Genomic DNA, 13705 nt, shown 5'->3' on the forward strand with positions numbered 1-13705 from the left:
AAATTCGCCGGCTACCGGAATAGCCGTCGATACTCGGTCGGGGTCATGCCCATCTTGCGCCTGAATGCGCGCGTGAAGCTCGATTGCGACGAAAACTGGCAGCTCAGGGCGATCTCGGTCAGCGACGCACGACCGCCGGCTATCAGCGCCTTGGCCGCCTCAAGCCGCCGCTCGCTGACATAGGAGTGCGGCGGCAGACCCATGGCTGCGGCGAATGCCCGGGTGAAGTGGAATATGCTCAGGCACGCCACGTCGGCGAGATCGGCCACTGTGATATCTTCAAACCGATGATCCTCGATGAAGCCGAGAACGCGCTTGAGCCGGACCGGATCGAGCCCCTGTCTGGAGGAGCTCCGCGCCGCAACTTCCGTTTCCGCGTAGGTCTGCAGCAGCCTTGCCGCCAGAAACATCGAGGAGGTCTCGATCATCATGCGCCTTGCGGAGCTGGGGCGTATGATTTCCGACAGGACGGACATGCCGATCTGCTCGATGACCCCATCGCTTACGACGGACGAATAACGCAGTTCCTGGCCGGGATAGTGAGGCAAGGAGTATTCGTTGCTCAGATGGGCAAATGTGGAATGCGGCAGGAACAGGTGGAGCACTTTCAGCTCGGGCGATGAAACGCTGATTTCCTCAGCCTGGCGCCCTGCCGGAACGAGCCAGATCGTGCCCCGGCTTGGGCGGGCGGGCTGGAATTTTCCATCGATCTTGCAGGTGACCAGACCGTCGTCGCACCCGTCGATCGTTATCGCCACCTCGAGATTGGCGCCTTTCATTCCAGGCCCCTCGCAGCTGTTATGCCGCCGGAAGTCAGCCGACATGTTCGGACTGTAAGCCTCATCCAGGGCGTTGATGAGCGTGGAGGTGGGATATTTAAGGCCTGCCTGACTGAGGCGATTCATAGTTCACCCTCAAAGTTCACGCGAAAGACGAGATGGCGTCGCGCCGAAATGTGACTGCCGGCTAATGGAAGTTATCTATCTGTATCGCCTTTGGAAATACGCGCCGCTAGGCTTCCCTTCACGATTGTGGCATAGGCGCCCTTTGGTTGCACCGGAGTGTGGGCTTGGTCATCGAATTGGAACGGCCGACCCTGAGTTCGTCGCAAGCCGGCAAACCTTCGCATTGCATCGCGGGCCAACTGCGCAAGTTCTGCCTAGATCACAGCAAGAAATGGATAGAGCGTCTTTGACGCGGAATTATCCTTCTCGGACCTGGCCGCCGGCGTGACGTCGGTCGCGAACAAGGCGTTGTGCGGATCGCAAACCAGCCCGGACGGTGAAGATCGATGAATGAGGCCGGCTCGCAAATCGACAAGTATGACGCCCTCATGCAGCGCCGGTTCAGGGCGCAATCCACCAAAAGCTGTTTCGCCAGGGGCATCTCGAAAGACCCGACGGTCTTCACGCATATCACTGTCCCCGAACCGTCGGGCTTGTGGTCGATCAAGCCGGAACCCGAGTCCGCCTTTTCGATCCATATCGTCCTGGCCCCCCTGCCGAGGCTCGAAGCGCGAATGGAGGGGCGCAGGCAAATCCTGGGGGCGCTGAAACCCGGCGAGATCTGCATCTTCGACCTCAGCACCTTCCCACGGGTGCTGATCCGGGATTCCATGCAAAGCCTGCGGGTGCATATCTCGCAGCGCAGCCTGGACGATCTCGCCGACGATTTCGGCCAGCCGCCGATCGGGTCGCTGCGCCCCGCATTGGGCGGCGCCGATCCCGTGCTCTCCGGGCTCGGCGACGCCGTGCTCAACAAGACGCAGATGTCCGACGGCGAAGACGCCCTGTTCCTCGACCATCTGGCGCTGGCCTTCAGCCTGCACACTGCCCAGACCTATGGGCAACTGCGCGCCATCAATCCGCTGCGGGGAGGATTGGCGCCCTGGCAGTACCGGCGCGCCACCGAGCTGATGTCGGCAAGGGTTGCGCAAGGCGTTACACTGGCGGAACTCGCGGAGGCCTGCCAGCTCTCCGTGAACTACTTTGCCCGGGCGTTCAGCCGCACCGCCAAAATGCCTGCCCACAAATGGCTGATGAATGAGCGCATCAGACAGGCGAAGGACCTGCTTCTCAACATGGAGACGCCGGCGGTGGAGATCGCGGCCGCTTGCGGATTCACCGACCAGAGCCATTTCACGCGCGTGTTCTCGCAGCTTGAAGGACAGAGCCCGGCCCGGTGGCGGCGTTTGCGCCTCGGCGACTGGCGGCCCGCGGCCCAGGCCGCGGCGATGCCCTGAACTCCGCCGCGATAGGCGTGCCATGGCAATCGATCCGCGCTCGTTCAACATGGAAGACCTGTCGCTGGAGCACGCGCGGCTGCGTCAGCGGTTTGTGCGCGGGATGTTTCGCGCAGGCGAAGTCGCGGCGGGACGCGGCGATGCGGATGCCAGCGGACCATTCGACGCCTCGGACGATGCTTCTGTTCCGGCGCGCCAGGACATGGATCTGGAGGTTTTCAAGTCGTACCAATCGTTTCGCTACCAGGCCCCGGTCCAGCAGGCGTTCTTCTCCAGGACCGTCTCGAAGGATCCGATCGCGATCAGCCGCCTCCAGATCGGGCCATGCCTGACCCGCTCCGTGGGCCCCGAACCGGCCTTCGCGGTGATCGTCTATCTGTCGTCGATAAGCCGGATGGAGGGTTGGATCGACGGTCGCCACGTCAACTATCCCGAAGTCAACCCCGGCGACGTGGTGCTTCTGGACATGGAGGCGTCTCCGATCGCGCATATCCACAAACCCGTGGATGTTCTGCGCCTGCAAATCTCGCGGCGCACCTTGCACGACCTCGCATACGATTTCGGCGAGCGACCGCCCGCCGACCTGCGCACGGTGTTGGGTGGCGTGCACGACCCGATCCTCTACGGCCTGAGCCGCGCCCTGGAGGCGAAGGCCGTCCATTACGGATCGAACGACCAGTTGTTCGCCGACCAGGTGGCGCTGGCCTTCCATGCCCATATCGTCAGGACCTACGCCCCCGGTCGCGGGCCCGCCAAGATCGTCGGCGGCCTGGCGCCATGGCAGTTGCAGCGGGCCCGCGACATGATGCTGGCCAATCTCGCCGGCGACGTTGCCATTGCCGACATCGCCGATGCCTGCGGCCTGTCGGTCAGCTATTTCGCCCGCGCCTTTCGCCAGACGATGGGCATGCCGCCCTACAAGTGGCTGATGAACGAACGCATTCGCAAGGCAAAGACACTGCTCAGCCAAAGCAGGCTCGGCATTTCCGAAGTGGCCCTCGCCTGCGGCTTCGTCGACCAAAGCCACCTGACGCGCGTGTTTCGCGGCATAGTCGGCCAGACGCCCGGCCTGTGGAGGCAGGAAACGGGCGGAATGGCGGATTAGGCGAGGCAGGCAGGCCGCGAGTTCGATGGTCGCTAGCGCGGCAGACCGGCCGCGTGCAGCGCGTCGCCAAGGCACTGCGCGAGCGCCGGTGCACAGTTCACGGCCGCGAACTGCCGGGTGTAGCGAAACGTCGGATGCAGCTCACGGACCCGCATCGCGGCCGCCCTCGCCTCTTCCATGCGGCCAAGCTTGGCCAGCGCGGCGGCCAGTTGCACGTAAGTGATGCTGTGCGCCGGATTGGCCTGAACGGACCGGTACGCGGCGCGACAGGCATCATCGTAACGCCCGCGCAGCAAATGGCTCATCGCCTGCGCATCGAATGCGGCGAAAGCCCATGAATCGAACGGGCTGAGCCGCATCCCCCGCTCGCTCCACTCGATGGCCGCCTCTGCTTCTCCGCCCCAGCCGAGGACGACGCTGCCCAGGATGTAGGTCAAGGCCGATGACGGGCTGAGGGCGAGCGCGGCCTCCAGGGCGGTGAAGGCGGCCTTGCGGTCATGTCCGTCCATGCCGATCGAAAACCCCGCAAGGGTCAGCGCGGCCGCATCGTCCTGTCCGTGGAGCATTGCCAGGCGGGCATAACGTATCGAAGCGGCACGATCGGCCTCCCGCCAGCCGGCGCGAAGGAAAAGGCAATGGTGGCACATGGCGGCGTTGCCATGCGCGAGCGCATAGGTCGGATCGAGCTCGATGGCGCGTTCGAGCAGCGCGAGCGCCTGCGTAACTCGCCCGGGCATGCCGGAATCGACGTCCTGTTGGGCTCGCAGCACGAGATCATAGGCATCGAGGCTGTCGGGTCGCTTGCGCCTCACCCTTTCGATCTCGGCGCGCCTCAGGCTCGGCGGGATCGCGCCGACAGCCGCCTGCGCGATCTCGTCCTGCAGCGCGAAGATATCGGCGGACGCGCGGTCGAACCGTTCGGCCCAGACGTGAGCGCCGGTCGCCGTGTCGATCATCTGGCCGGTCACGCGGACATTGTCGCCCGCCCTGCGCACGCTGCCTTCCAGCACATAGCGGACGCAGAGCTCCCGGCCCACCTGCTTCACGTCCACCGCGCGCCCCTTGTAGGTGAAGGACGAGTTGCGGGCGATGACGAAGAGCCAGTTGATGCGCGCCAGGCCGGTGATGATGTCGTCGACTATTCCGTCGGCGAAGTAGTCCTGTTCGGGATCGCCGCTGAGGTTCGAGAACGGCAAGACGGCGATCGAAGGCTTGCCGGGCAATGTGAGAATTGCCTGGTCCGCCCCCGGATCGAGGCCGTCGATCGCGACCTCGGGCCCGACATAGCGATAGCCGTGCCGCGGCAGCGTCTCGATCCAGCATCCGCCGCCGGCCATGTCCTCGAGCATGCGCCTGACCGCCGCGATCTGCACCGTCAGGTTGCTGTCCTCGACCGCTTGTCCGGGCCACGCCGCCTCGATCAGCGCCTGCTTCGAAACCACCCTGCCCGTGCGCTCCGCAAGCAGCGCGAGCAAGGCAACGGCCCGCTGGCCGAGCGGCGTCGGCTCGTCGCCCCGGAACAGTATCCCGGCTCCGCCGTCGATGCGAAATGGGCCAAAGGCGAGGCTTTTTGCCATGACCCAAGCAGATACCGTTTTGCGATCTTTTCGCAATCATTTCGCAACGCCTTCACGACTGGCCGGCTCCGCACGGGCATTCTGTGCCGGTGTCTGCCGGAGAAAGCACCGCGCCAATGGAGGATCAGATGAGTGCCGCGCCTGTCGTCCGAATGCCCGACGAGAACAAGGGGGTCATGCTGCGTGGCCATCCGATGGTGTTTCTCGTCACCGACCAGGATACGAAACACACCAGTATGTTCGACTGGACGATACCGGCCGGCTTCGCCACCGGGCTGCATGTTCACCGCGCTCAGGAGGAGACCTTCTATGTGCTTGACGGCGAATGTGTCTGGCACGTCGGCGGCAAGACGATCCGCGCGACTCCGGGCACGTTCCTGTTCATTCCGCCGGGCGTGCCGCACAACATAACCAATGTCGGCGCAAACCCCGCCCGCGTGCTGATGACCGTCTCCCCGCCCGGACACGAACACTATTTCGAGGAGCTTGCCAGACTGGCTGCAAAGGGCTCTCCGGACCCGCAGGCGCTAGCCGAACTGCGCAACCGTTACGACACCGATCAACTCTCCACCCTGACGACCGGCGCCTAGAAGCCGCAACGGCCAGACCTTCGCCATCCCGCCGGCTGCGAAGACCTCTCAGGTTCGACGAAAATTCGCGACGGCCTCGGTAAGCACCCCGGCGTCTACCGGCTTCAGCAGCCTGGGCGATTCCCGGAACCGCTCGGGAAACACCGTGACGCTGTCATAGCCGGTCAGGAAGATGAAAGGGATGCCTTCGGTCGCGAAGTGTTCGGCAATTGGAAAGCTTCGCTCGCCGCGAAGGTTCACGTCGAGCAGCGCCCCGTCGAGCACAAGGCCGTCCATCCGCTGGAACGCCTGTTCGACGGAAGGAACCGGGCCGACAACCTCACATCCCGCGGCCGTCAACTGATCGGCGAGATCGCACGCCACCAGAAAGACGTCCTCGACCACCAGGATACGAAGACCGGACAAAGGCGCGTTCTTGCTCATTCCTTCGCGGGCGGCAGATACTCGGCCTCGGTGCGGAGCAACGGAATTTCCAGCACGCATTCAAGCCCGGCGGGCCTGAAGCTCAAATCGACCTTGCCGCCCAATTCATATTCCAAACTCTGCTGGATGAAGGTGGTTCCAAAATTTCGTTTCGGCGGCTCCTTGACCGCCGGCCCACCGACTTCCTTCCAATGGATCGAAAGCATGCCCGGTTCTTCAGTATCCCAGGAAATCCGCACCTGGCCGCCGTCCACGGAAAGCGCGCCATATTTGGCGGCATTGCTGGCGAGCTCAAAGAAGACCATGCCGAGCGTCGCCGCCGCGCTCGCATTGAGGTGTATCGGCTGGCCCTTTATGGCGATGTTCTGGCGTTCCTTGCTGTCGTAAGGCGAAAGCGTTGCCAGCAGCAGCCGCTCGAGCTCGGCGTCGCCCCAATTGTAGGACGACAGCACCTCGTGGGTCCGCGCCATCGCCTGCAAGCGCTCCTGGAAGGAGGTGGAGAAATCGCTCATCGAGCTCGACGAGCGCACCATGCGCGACGTCAGTGCCGTGATGGTGGCGAGGATGTTCTTCACGCGATGCTGCAATTCGTGCAGCAGCCGCTGCTGGCTGCGCTCCGCTTCCTTGTGGCGCGAAATGTCGACCAGCGCCGCGATCGCGCCGCGCACCTTGCCATACTCGTCGAACAGCGGATTGGCGGACATCATCACGTCGATGCAGGAACCGTCCTCGCGAACGATCCGCGCCTCGAAGCCGGGTATGGCCTTGCCGGTGCGCATCGCCTTGAGCAGCGGCTGGTCGTCCGAGGCCACCGCCGCGCCGTTGAGCACGAGCGGCAGGGCCGCCGGCACTATGGTCAGCTTGTCGTCGGTGGCGCGCCGCCCGGCGAGCTCGACCGCGCGGCGGTTGGCGCGGATCTCGACGCCGCCACCGTCCTCGGCGATGAAGATACCGACAGGCACCAGGTCGAGAAGCGTCTCCAGGCTTTCGACGCGATTGCGCAGATCGTGCGAGAGAGCGCCGATCTTCTCCTCGGCCCGCGCGATCTGGGTGACGTCGACGAAGGTGACGACCACGCCGGCAATGACATTGTCGACGGTCCGGTAAGGTAGCACGCGCATGATGTAGCGGCGGCCGTTGTCCGTGCCTTCGACCTGCCGCTCGATCGTGCCCAGCCGCTGCAGCACCTGCTCCATGTCGGCCTGCAGCCCGTCGGCGGGAAAGCGCGGGCGCACATGCGCCAGCGGCCGGCCGACATCGCTTTCGACCAGCCTGAACAGGTCGCGCGCCGTGGGCGTGAAGCTCTTGATGCAAAGGTCGCGGTCGAGGAACACGGTGGCGATCTGCGTGCTTTCGAGCAGGTTCGCCATGTCGTTGTTGGCGCGGCTGAGCTCGTCCACGCGGATGTTGAGCTCGGCGTTGACGGTTTGCAGCTCCTCGTTGATCGACTGCAGCTCCTCCTTCGAGGTCTCCAGCTCCTCGTTGGACGATTGCAGCTCCTCATTGATGGAGGAGAGTTCCTCGTTGGAGGATTTCAGCTCCTCGTTGGAGGACTCCAACTCCTCGGTGGTGATCTGCAGCCGTTCCTTGGTTTCCCTCAGTTCCTTTTCGAGCTGGCTGACATTGGCGCTTTCGACGTCATCGGTGGTGTGGACCGGCTCGTCTTCCGAATCCGGCTTGAGGCCGCCGACATCGCGGAACACCAGCATGTAGAGCGGGTCGGCCGAGCCGTCCGCCGGCAAGGGCTGCACGGCCAGGCTGATCGTCTGGCGGCCGCCATTGGTGCCGATGTTGATCTTATTCTGGATCGACACCTGGCCGGTACTGACCGCCTTGTGGAGCGCGGCCCTGAGATCCATGCGCAGCCCGCGCCGGGCCATGGAAAAGACGTTGTGGTCGGGCGCACCTGCAGCGAGTTCCAGATATTTGCCGGTGCCGACCGAGCTGTGCATCAGTTCGCCGGCCGCGTTGATCACGACATAAGCCGGCGCGTAGCGCTCGACCAGCAGACGCTCAGCGACATCCTGCAGGGTTCCGTTCGGCGCCCGCGGGCGCGCATGCGGCGCCGTCTGTCTCGTCGCGGCGGCGAGCGGGAATTCCGGCAGGCGCTGCACCGCCACGCCGCCGCGCTTCTGGAAGATGCGGCTCGCCTTGTCGACGGTGGAGAACAGGCGCACATGCCGGGTGACGTTCTCGGATGAACCGAGGAAAAGATAGCCGTTGTTGCGCAGCGCGTAGTGGAAGATCGGAACGATCTTTTCCTGCAGTTCCGGCCCCATATAGATCAGGAGGTTGCGGCAGGCGATCAGGTCGAGCTTGGAAAAGGGCGGATCCCGCAACAGATTGTGCGCGGAGAACAGGCAGACCTCGCGCAGGTCGGCCGAGACGCGGTAGGTCCCGTCCTCGCGCGAGAAGAATTCCTTCAGCCGCTTGGGCGTTATGTCGGTAGCGATCGTCGCCGGGTAGCGGCCGGCGCGCGCCACTTCGAGCGCCCGCTCGTCGATATCGGTGGCGAATATCTGCAGGTTAGGCGAGGCAGCGCCCCGCGGCGCGCTCTCCTTGAGCAGCATGGCGATCGAATAGGCTTCCTCGCCGGTGGCGCAGCCCGGCACCCAGACCCTGATCGTCTCGTCCGGCTTGCGGTCCTCGAACAGCCGGGGAATGACCATGCGCTCGAGAACGTCGAAAGCGTGCTCGTCGCGAAAGAAGCTGGTGACACCGATGAGCAGGTCCTGGAACAGAAGGTCCACCTGCTGCGGCTCGTCGCGCAGCCGCTCGTAGAAGGCGGTCGGATCGTCGATCTGCAGCACCTGCATGCGGCGCTGGATGCGCCGCAGGATGGTGTTGTCCTTGTAGCCGCTGAAATCATGGCCGGTGCGCACGCGCAGCAGCGCCGCGATTCGCGACAATTGCTCGGCGACGTCGCGCTTGCGGCGGTCGCGTTCGCTTTCCGTGCGGTTGGCGTGGCTGAAATAGCCGATCAGCTTGCCCGCCATCTCCTCGGCCGGAAGCACCATGTCGACGAGGCCGCTCTGCACGGCGCTGCGCATCATGCCGTCATACTCGGCGCTTTCCTGCGCCAGCGTCAGCCCGCCGCGTTCCTTGATCGCGCGCAGCCCGATGGTGCCGTCGCTGCCCGTGCCGGACAGGATCACGCCGGCGGCATTGTCCATCTGCTCCTGCGCCAGCGAGGTGAAGAAATCGTCGATCGGCGTGCGCTTGGCGCGCGTGGTCGCCATCTTGGCAACGTGGAAGCGGTGCTGCTCGACGGTCACCGAGACGCCGGGCGGCACCACATAGATGTTGTCGGGCTCGACCGGCATGCCCTCCAACGCCATCTGCGTTTCGATCTCGGTGCAGCGCTGGATGATGCTGGCGAGCACGCTTTCGTGCTCGGCGTCGAGATGCTGGATCACGACGTATGCAAAGCCGCTGTCGGCCGGAACTTCGGGAAAGAATTTCTGCAGCGCGCCGATGCCGCCCGCCGAGGCGCCTATGCCGACTATCGGGAAAGGCGCGGGCTCTCTTTCGCCGTCGCGCGCGCTAGTTCGTGTCTTCCTCGCCGTTGCCTTGCGCGCTGACTGAGCCATCGTCCGTTACCTGCACCCGCCTGCTTTCGAGGATGCGCTCGATGACGGCGGCATCCGCTTCATAGTCCTTCGCCCGCCGGCCATACTCGCTGGCCAGGGCGGAGCGATCCCTCGTTCTTTCCCGCTCGGCCATGCGCCGGGCAAACTCCGCACGCTGCTGATGCGAGCGCAGCAGGCTCCACAGGATTTCGTCCGCCTCGACCGCCTGCGCTTCCATCACCGCGTCGCCCGTGAAGGCGTGCCCGGTATGGCACCGATAACGAAGCATGTCACCGTCTTCGATCTCCCAAAGCGGCCCGTGGCATTCCGGGCATGTGAACACCGACAGTTCGCCGAGTCGATCTTCCTTCTTCATAGTCGAATGCTCCTGCGCGGCCACCGCCGCCTCCAGCCTGACAGAGGGGGGAGCGGGAAGGGTTTCCCCGGCCGGCTCGGCCGCCAGCCTGCCCAGCAAAGCGCCAATTTTCGCGGCCGGCAGGCAATGGTCGACCTCGACATAGTGCAGCGCGCTTTCCACCATGGCTGGCACCAGCGTGTCGTTGGGGTGCTGGACCACGGCCAGACCGCCGACGGCCTTGATGGCCCTGAGGCCGGCCGTGCCGTCGGAAAGGGAGCCCGAAAGCAGCACACCGATGACGCTGGCGCCATAGCTCAGCGCCGCGGAGCGGAACAGCGGATCGATGGCCGGCCGGGCAAGGTTCTCGCGCGGGCCGCGCCTCAGCATCATATGGTCGTCATGCAGCAGAAGATGGAAGCCGGGCGGCGCCACATAGATGTTGCCGGTCTTGAACGCGACGCCGTTCTCGGCCACAGAGGTCTTCAACGCCGCCGCGCGGTCGAGGATTTCCCCCAGGTAGCTGACCTGGCCGACATGCACCACCACGAACACGGCGGCCGGCAAGTCGGCAGGCAGGTTGCTCACGATCTGCTTCAAGGGCTCGATCCCGCCGGCCGACGCACCTATCGCGATAATGTAACGGTTGCGTTCCGCGATCTTGCGGTTGAGCATTGGCTCTAGCCAATCCGAAACGATGCCCGCGCGCCCATGCGCGCGGCAGCATTGAAGGAACAACATCCGGACCGACTTAAAGGTTCCGCAGCTAAGGTCGCGGAAGCGGTTGGACGGCATGAAGCGGCATGTTACGGGATCGCCATGCCGAAGATGCCCCAACCAGGTCTACGCCCAGTACCGCCAACAACGGCCCCCAAGGCTGTTCTCGTCGATCGCTCGGGCGAGACCTGCCGAATTCGTACGTTCAGGCCCGGCGAAGTCGACCAGCACAGCGCCGGCTGGCTCGCCGACCCCGCCGTCTCGGCCGGCTTGAACATGCAGGGCTTCCTCGGTCTCGATGCCTTTCGGTCCTACGTCGCCAGTTTCGACAATTTCAGGCGCAACCTGCTCGCGATCCGCACGCTGGACAACAAACCCATAGGCCTGATCGTGGTCGAGATCGATCCGAGGCACCGTCTGGGATCGCTGCATCTGATCATCGGGGAGCAAGGCCAGCGAAGGCTGCAGGTCTCGTTCGAGGCGATCGAACTCGCCGTCTGGCACCTGTTCATGGAACGCAAGCTCGAGAAGCTGACTTTCGAGCCGCTGGCTCGCAACCGCGCCGCCGTTGCCGCGTGCCGGTTCGGCATGCTGCGGCAGGAGGCCGAACTGCTGTCGCACAGGCTGGACGCCAGGACAGGCGAGAGGCTGGATCAACTGATCTTCGCGTTGACGCTGGCCGAGTTCAAGCAACGCGTGAAGGCGGTATCGAAGCTGCCGGTCTTCGAAGGACCTGGCTTGCCGCGCAATTTCGTGCGCGACACGGCCAAGTCTTTCGGCCGTCTCCGGGACTCGTAGATCTAGAACCGATAGGCGATGCCGAAATTCAACGTTCCGAATGACGGTTTGAAGGATACCGGATTGGTTGGGCCTCCTCCGACATGGACGTCCTCGAAGAGATACTGGATGTACTCGGTCTTGAACGACCAGTGCGGGGCGAATGCGTATTCGGCGCCGGCGCCGAAAGCGCCGCCAAAGCGGGTCTTTCGAACAGTGTCTGTGCCCCCAAAAAACCCATTGTACGAAGAAGAGGCTTCGATACGAGTGACGGCAACGCCGGCGGTGCCATAGAGCAGGAATTGGTCCGAAGCCAGGTAGCCCGCCCTGGCGCGGGCCGACGCGACCCAATCCAGATCGTATTTGTAAGTATCGGTCTTGCCGCCGACAAGCGGGTCCGAGACCGTCTGGTCGTGAAAGCCCAGGAAATCCAGGTTTGCGACGCCACCGTAGACGAAGTTGCCCGATTGCCAGTCGTGGCCGAGATAGATGCCGCCGATAAAGGCGTTGTCATTGAATTGCGACCCGCTGGTCAGCGGGTCGCCGCTGAACCCCGGCGTCGAAAACCCGGCGCCCAGTTCCGTGCCGGCATAGAAGCCCTGCCAGTTGGTGTTGTCCGCACATGCAGGCGCGACCAGGCCAGCGAGAGCTGCGGATGCGTATAGAATTTTCAACATGAATCGGCCCTTACCCCACGGCAAGGGTAAGGTGCATGTCGTTGAAAAGCTGTAGCAAAACGGCCACTATCGGAAATACATGAACTACCGCCGCAAGGCCGGGCGCAATCGCGCCCGCCCCGTCGTGGATCGTCACCCGCGCACTGCGCGCGGCTGCCAGCCGAGCAGGCGCATGGCGTTGGCGGTGACCAGCACCGTCGCGCCGGTGTCGGCCAGGATCGCCGGCCACAGGCCCGTGATGCCGACGATCGTGGTGACCAGGAACACCGCCTTCAGCCCGAGCGCGACGGTGATGTTCTGGTGGATATTGCTCAGCGCCCGGCGCGACAGCTCGATCATGGCGGCGAGGTCGCCGACGCGGCCGTGCAGGATCGCAGCGTCCGCCGTTTCCAGCGCGACGTCGGTGCCGCCGCCCATGGCGATGCCGACATCGGCGGCGGCCAGCGCCGGCGCGTCGTTGATGCCGTCGCCGACCTTGGCGACCTTCTTGCCGGAAGCGCGCAGGTCGCGTACCACGCGCTGCTTGTCCTGCGGCAGCATTTCGGCGCGCACCGGCAGACCGAGACCCTTTGCGATGGCCTCCGCCGTGCGCTTGTTGTCGCCGGTCAGCATCAGTGGCTCGACGCCGGCATCCCGTAGCGCCGCCAGTCCGGACAGAGCGTCGGCGCGCGGCTCATCGCGCATGGCGATGATGCCGGCCGCCTCGCCGGCGACGAGCAGCACCGAGACCGACTTGCCCTCGTCGTTGAAGGCGGCGATGCGCGCCAGCTGCTCGGCGTCGAGCGCGACGCGCTCGCCGACGGCCGCCGGAGATCCGAGGAAGACCTCCCTGCCGCCGACCTTGCCGGCGACGCCCTTGCCGCCGACCGCGAAGGCCTCAGATGCCGGCGGCACCGGCGCCTTGTCGGCCTTCGCCCGGTCGAGGATGGCGAGCGCCAGCGGATGGCTGGAGCCGGTCTCGAGCGACGCGGCAAAAGACAGCACTTCCGCCTCGGCGCGCCCGATGGCAACGATGTCGGTGACCTTCGGCTTGCCTTCGGTCAGCGTGCCGGTCTTGTCCAGCGCCATGGCATTGATCGAGCCCAGCGCTTCCAGCACCGCGCCGCCCTTGATCAGCAGGCCGCGCCGCGCGCCGGCCGAAAGCGCTGCGGCGATTGCAGCGGGCGTCGAGATGACCAGCGCGCAGGGGCAGCCGATCAACAGGATGGCGAGACCCTTGTAGACCCATTCGCTCCAGCTGGCGCCCATGACCAGCGGCGGCAGCACCGCCACCAGCGCGCCGAGCACCAGTACGGCGGGCGTGTAGACCTTCGAGAACCGGTCGATGAAGCGCTCGGTCGGCGCCTTGCTCTCCTGCGCCTCCTCGACCAGCTTGACGACGCGCGCGATGGTGTTGTCGGCGGCGGCCGCGGTGACCTTTACGCGCAGCACGGCGTCGGCGTTGATGGTGCCGGCGAACACGGCGTCGCCCGCCTTCTTGCGCACCGGCACGCTTTCGCCGGTGACGGGAGCCTCGTCGATGGCGCTCTCGCCCGCGACGATCTCGCCGTCGGCGGCGATCCTGTCGCCGGGACGGACGAGGATGACGGTGCCGACGGACAGGCTTTCGGCTGGCACCTCCTCGACCGCGCCGTTGCGCTCGACGAAGGCGGTCTTCGGCACGAGGGTGGCGA

General features: G+C 64.9%; 11 protein-coding genes. 4 read left to right on the plus strand and 7 right to left on the minus strand.

Going from position 1 to position 13705, the window contains the following annotated elements; all coding sequences use genetic code 11:
• Positions 1-11: 11 nt before the first annotated feature.
• The gene (locus Q0L57_RS26645; protein ID WP_296746065.1) at positions 12-779 is read right to left on the minus strand and encodes an AraC family transcriptional regulator; all 768 of its coding nucleotides are present in this window, start codon (positions 777-779) and stop codon (positions 12-14) included.
• A 512-nt stretch (positions 780-1291) separates the two neighbouring features.
• Between Q0L57_RS26645 and Q0L57_RS26650 the strand changes: the two genes are divergently transcribed.
• Both Q0L57_RS26650 and Q0L57_RS26655 read left to right on the plus strand, forming a co-directional pair.
• On the plus strand, positions 1292-2242 hold the full coding sequence (locus Q0L57_RS26650; protein WP_296746066.1) for an AraC family transcriptional regulator: 951 nt from the start codon (positions 1292-1294) through the stop codon (positions 2240-2242).
• A gap of 22 nt (positions 2243-2264) precedes the next feature.
• Positions 2265-3347, plus strand: coding sequence for an AraC family transcriptional regulator (locus Q0L57_RS26655; RefSeq protein ID WP_296746067.1), 1083 nt, complete (start codon positions 2265-2267; stop codon positions 3345-3347).
• Positions 3348-3379: 32 nt separating this feature from the next.
• On the opposite strand, the gene Q0L57_RS26660 is transcribed toward Q0L57_RS26655, so the two are convergent.
• Positions 3380-4924, minus strand: coding sequence for a winged helix-turn-helix domain-containing protein (locus tag Q0L57_RS26660; protein WP_296746068.1), 1545 nt, complete (start codon positions 4922-4924; stop codon positions 3380-3382).
• Between the two features lie 128 nt (positions 4925-5052).
• Here Q0L57_RS26660 and Q0L57_RS26665 point away from each other — a divergent pair, with 128 nt between their 5' ends.
• Positions 5053-5514, plus strand: a complete 462-nt coding sequence (locus Q0L57_RS26665) for a cupin domain-containing protein (RefSeq protein ID WP_296746069.1) — start codon at positions 5053-5055, stop codon at positions 5512-5514.
• A 48-nt stretch (positions 5515-5562) separates the two neighbouring features.
• Here the strand turns inward: Q0L57_RS26665 and Q0L57_RS26670 are convergent, their stop codons facing one another.
• From Q0L57_RS26670 to Q0L57_RS26680, 3 genes are read right to left on the minus strand one after another with little or no spacing between them, the layout of a single operon-like run.
• On the minus strand, positions 5563-5898 hold the full coding sequence (locus Q0L57_RS26670) for a response regulator (RefSeq protein ID WP_296746070.1): 336 nt from the start codon (positions 5896-5898) through the stop codon (positions 5563-5565).
• A gap of 35 nt (positions 5899-5933) precedes the next feature.
• Positions 5934-9527 carry a CheR family methyltransferase gene (locus Q0L57_RS26675; RefSeq protein WP_296746071.1) on the minus strand — a complete coding sequence of 1198 codons (3594 nt, stop codon included), beginning with the start codon at positions 9525-9527 and terminating at the stop codon, positions 5934-5936.
• Positions 9481-10536: a chemotaxis protein CheB gene (locus Q0L57_RS26680; protein WP_296746072.1), complete on the minus strand. Its 1056-nt coding sequence runs from the start codon at positions 10534-10536 to the stop codon at positions 9481-9483. The genes Q0L57_RS26675 and Q0L57_RS26680 overlap by 47 nt, the downstream gene beginning before the upstream one ends.
• A gap of 144 nt (positions 10537-10680) precedes the next feature.
• On the opposite strand from Q0L57_RS26680, the gene Q0L57_RS26685 reads away from it, so the two are divergent.
• On the plus strand, positions 10681-11376 hold the full coding sequence (locus Q0L57_RS26685) for a GNAT family protein (RefSeq protein ID WP_296746073.1): 696 nt from the start codon (positions 10681-10683) through the stop codon (positions 11374-11376).
• 2 nt (positions 11377-11378) lie between these two features.
• On the opposite strand, the gene Q0L57_RS26690 is transcribed toward Q0L57_RS26685, so the two are convergent.
• Entirely contained in the window at positions 11379-12032 is a 654-nt protein-coding gene (locus tag Q0L57_RS26690) for an outer membrane protein (RefSeq protein ID WP_296746074.1), read from the minus strand.
• A gap of 132 nt (positions 12033-12164) precedes the next feature.
• Positions 12165-13705: heavy metal translocating P-type ATPase (locus tag Q0L57_RS26695; RefSeq protein WP_296746075.1), on the minus strand; the 1541-nt coding region annotated here is incomplete at its 5' end.

Origin of the sequence: Mesorhizobium sp. (assembly GCF_024509055.1) — a bacterium.
Lineage (GTDB): Bacteria > Pseudomonadota > Alphaproteobacteria > Rhizobiales > Rhizobiaceae > Mesorhizobium.

Coding starts and splice junctions, on each gene's coding strand:
- Q0L57_RS26680 (WP_296746072.1), bottom strand. CDS start 10,536: ATGCTCAACCGCAAGATCGCGGAACGCAACCGTTACATTATCGCGATA.
- Q0L57_RS26650 (WP_296746066.1), top strand. CDS start 1,292: ATGAATGAGGCCGGCTCGCAAATCGACAAGTATGACGCCCTCATGCAG.
- Q0L57_RS26675 (WP_296746071.1), bottom strand. CDS start 9,527: ATGGCTCAGTCAGCGCGCAAGGCAACGGCGAGGAAGACACGAACTAGC.
- Q0L57_RS26645 (WP_296746065.1), bottom strand. CDS start 779: ATGAAAGGCGCCAATCTCGAGGTGGCGATAACGATCGACGGGTGCGAC.
- Q0L57_RS26655 (WP_296746067.1), top strand. CDS start 2,265: ATGGCAATCGATCCGCGCTCGTTCAACATGGAAGACCTGTCGCTGGAG.
- Q0L57_RS26665 (WP_296746069.1), top strand. CDS start 5,053: ATGAGTGCCGCGCCTGTCGTCCGAATGCCCGACGAGAACAAGGGGGTC.
- Q0L57_RS26660 (WP_296746068.1), bottom strand. CDS start 4,924: ATGGCAAAAAGCCTCGCCTTTGGCCCATTTCGCATCGACGGCGGAGCC.
- Q0L57_RS26685 (WP_296746073.1), top strand. CDS start 10,681: ATGCCGAAGATGCCCCAACCAGGTCTACGCCCAGTACCGCCAACAACG.
- Q0L57_RS26690 (WP_296746074.1), bottom strand. CDS start 12,032: ATGTTGAAAATTCTATACGCATCCGCAGCTCTCGCTGGCCTGGTCGCG.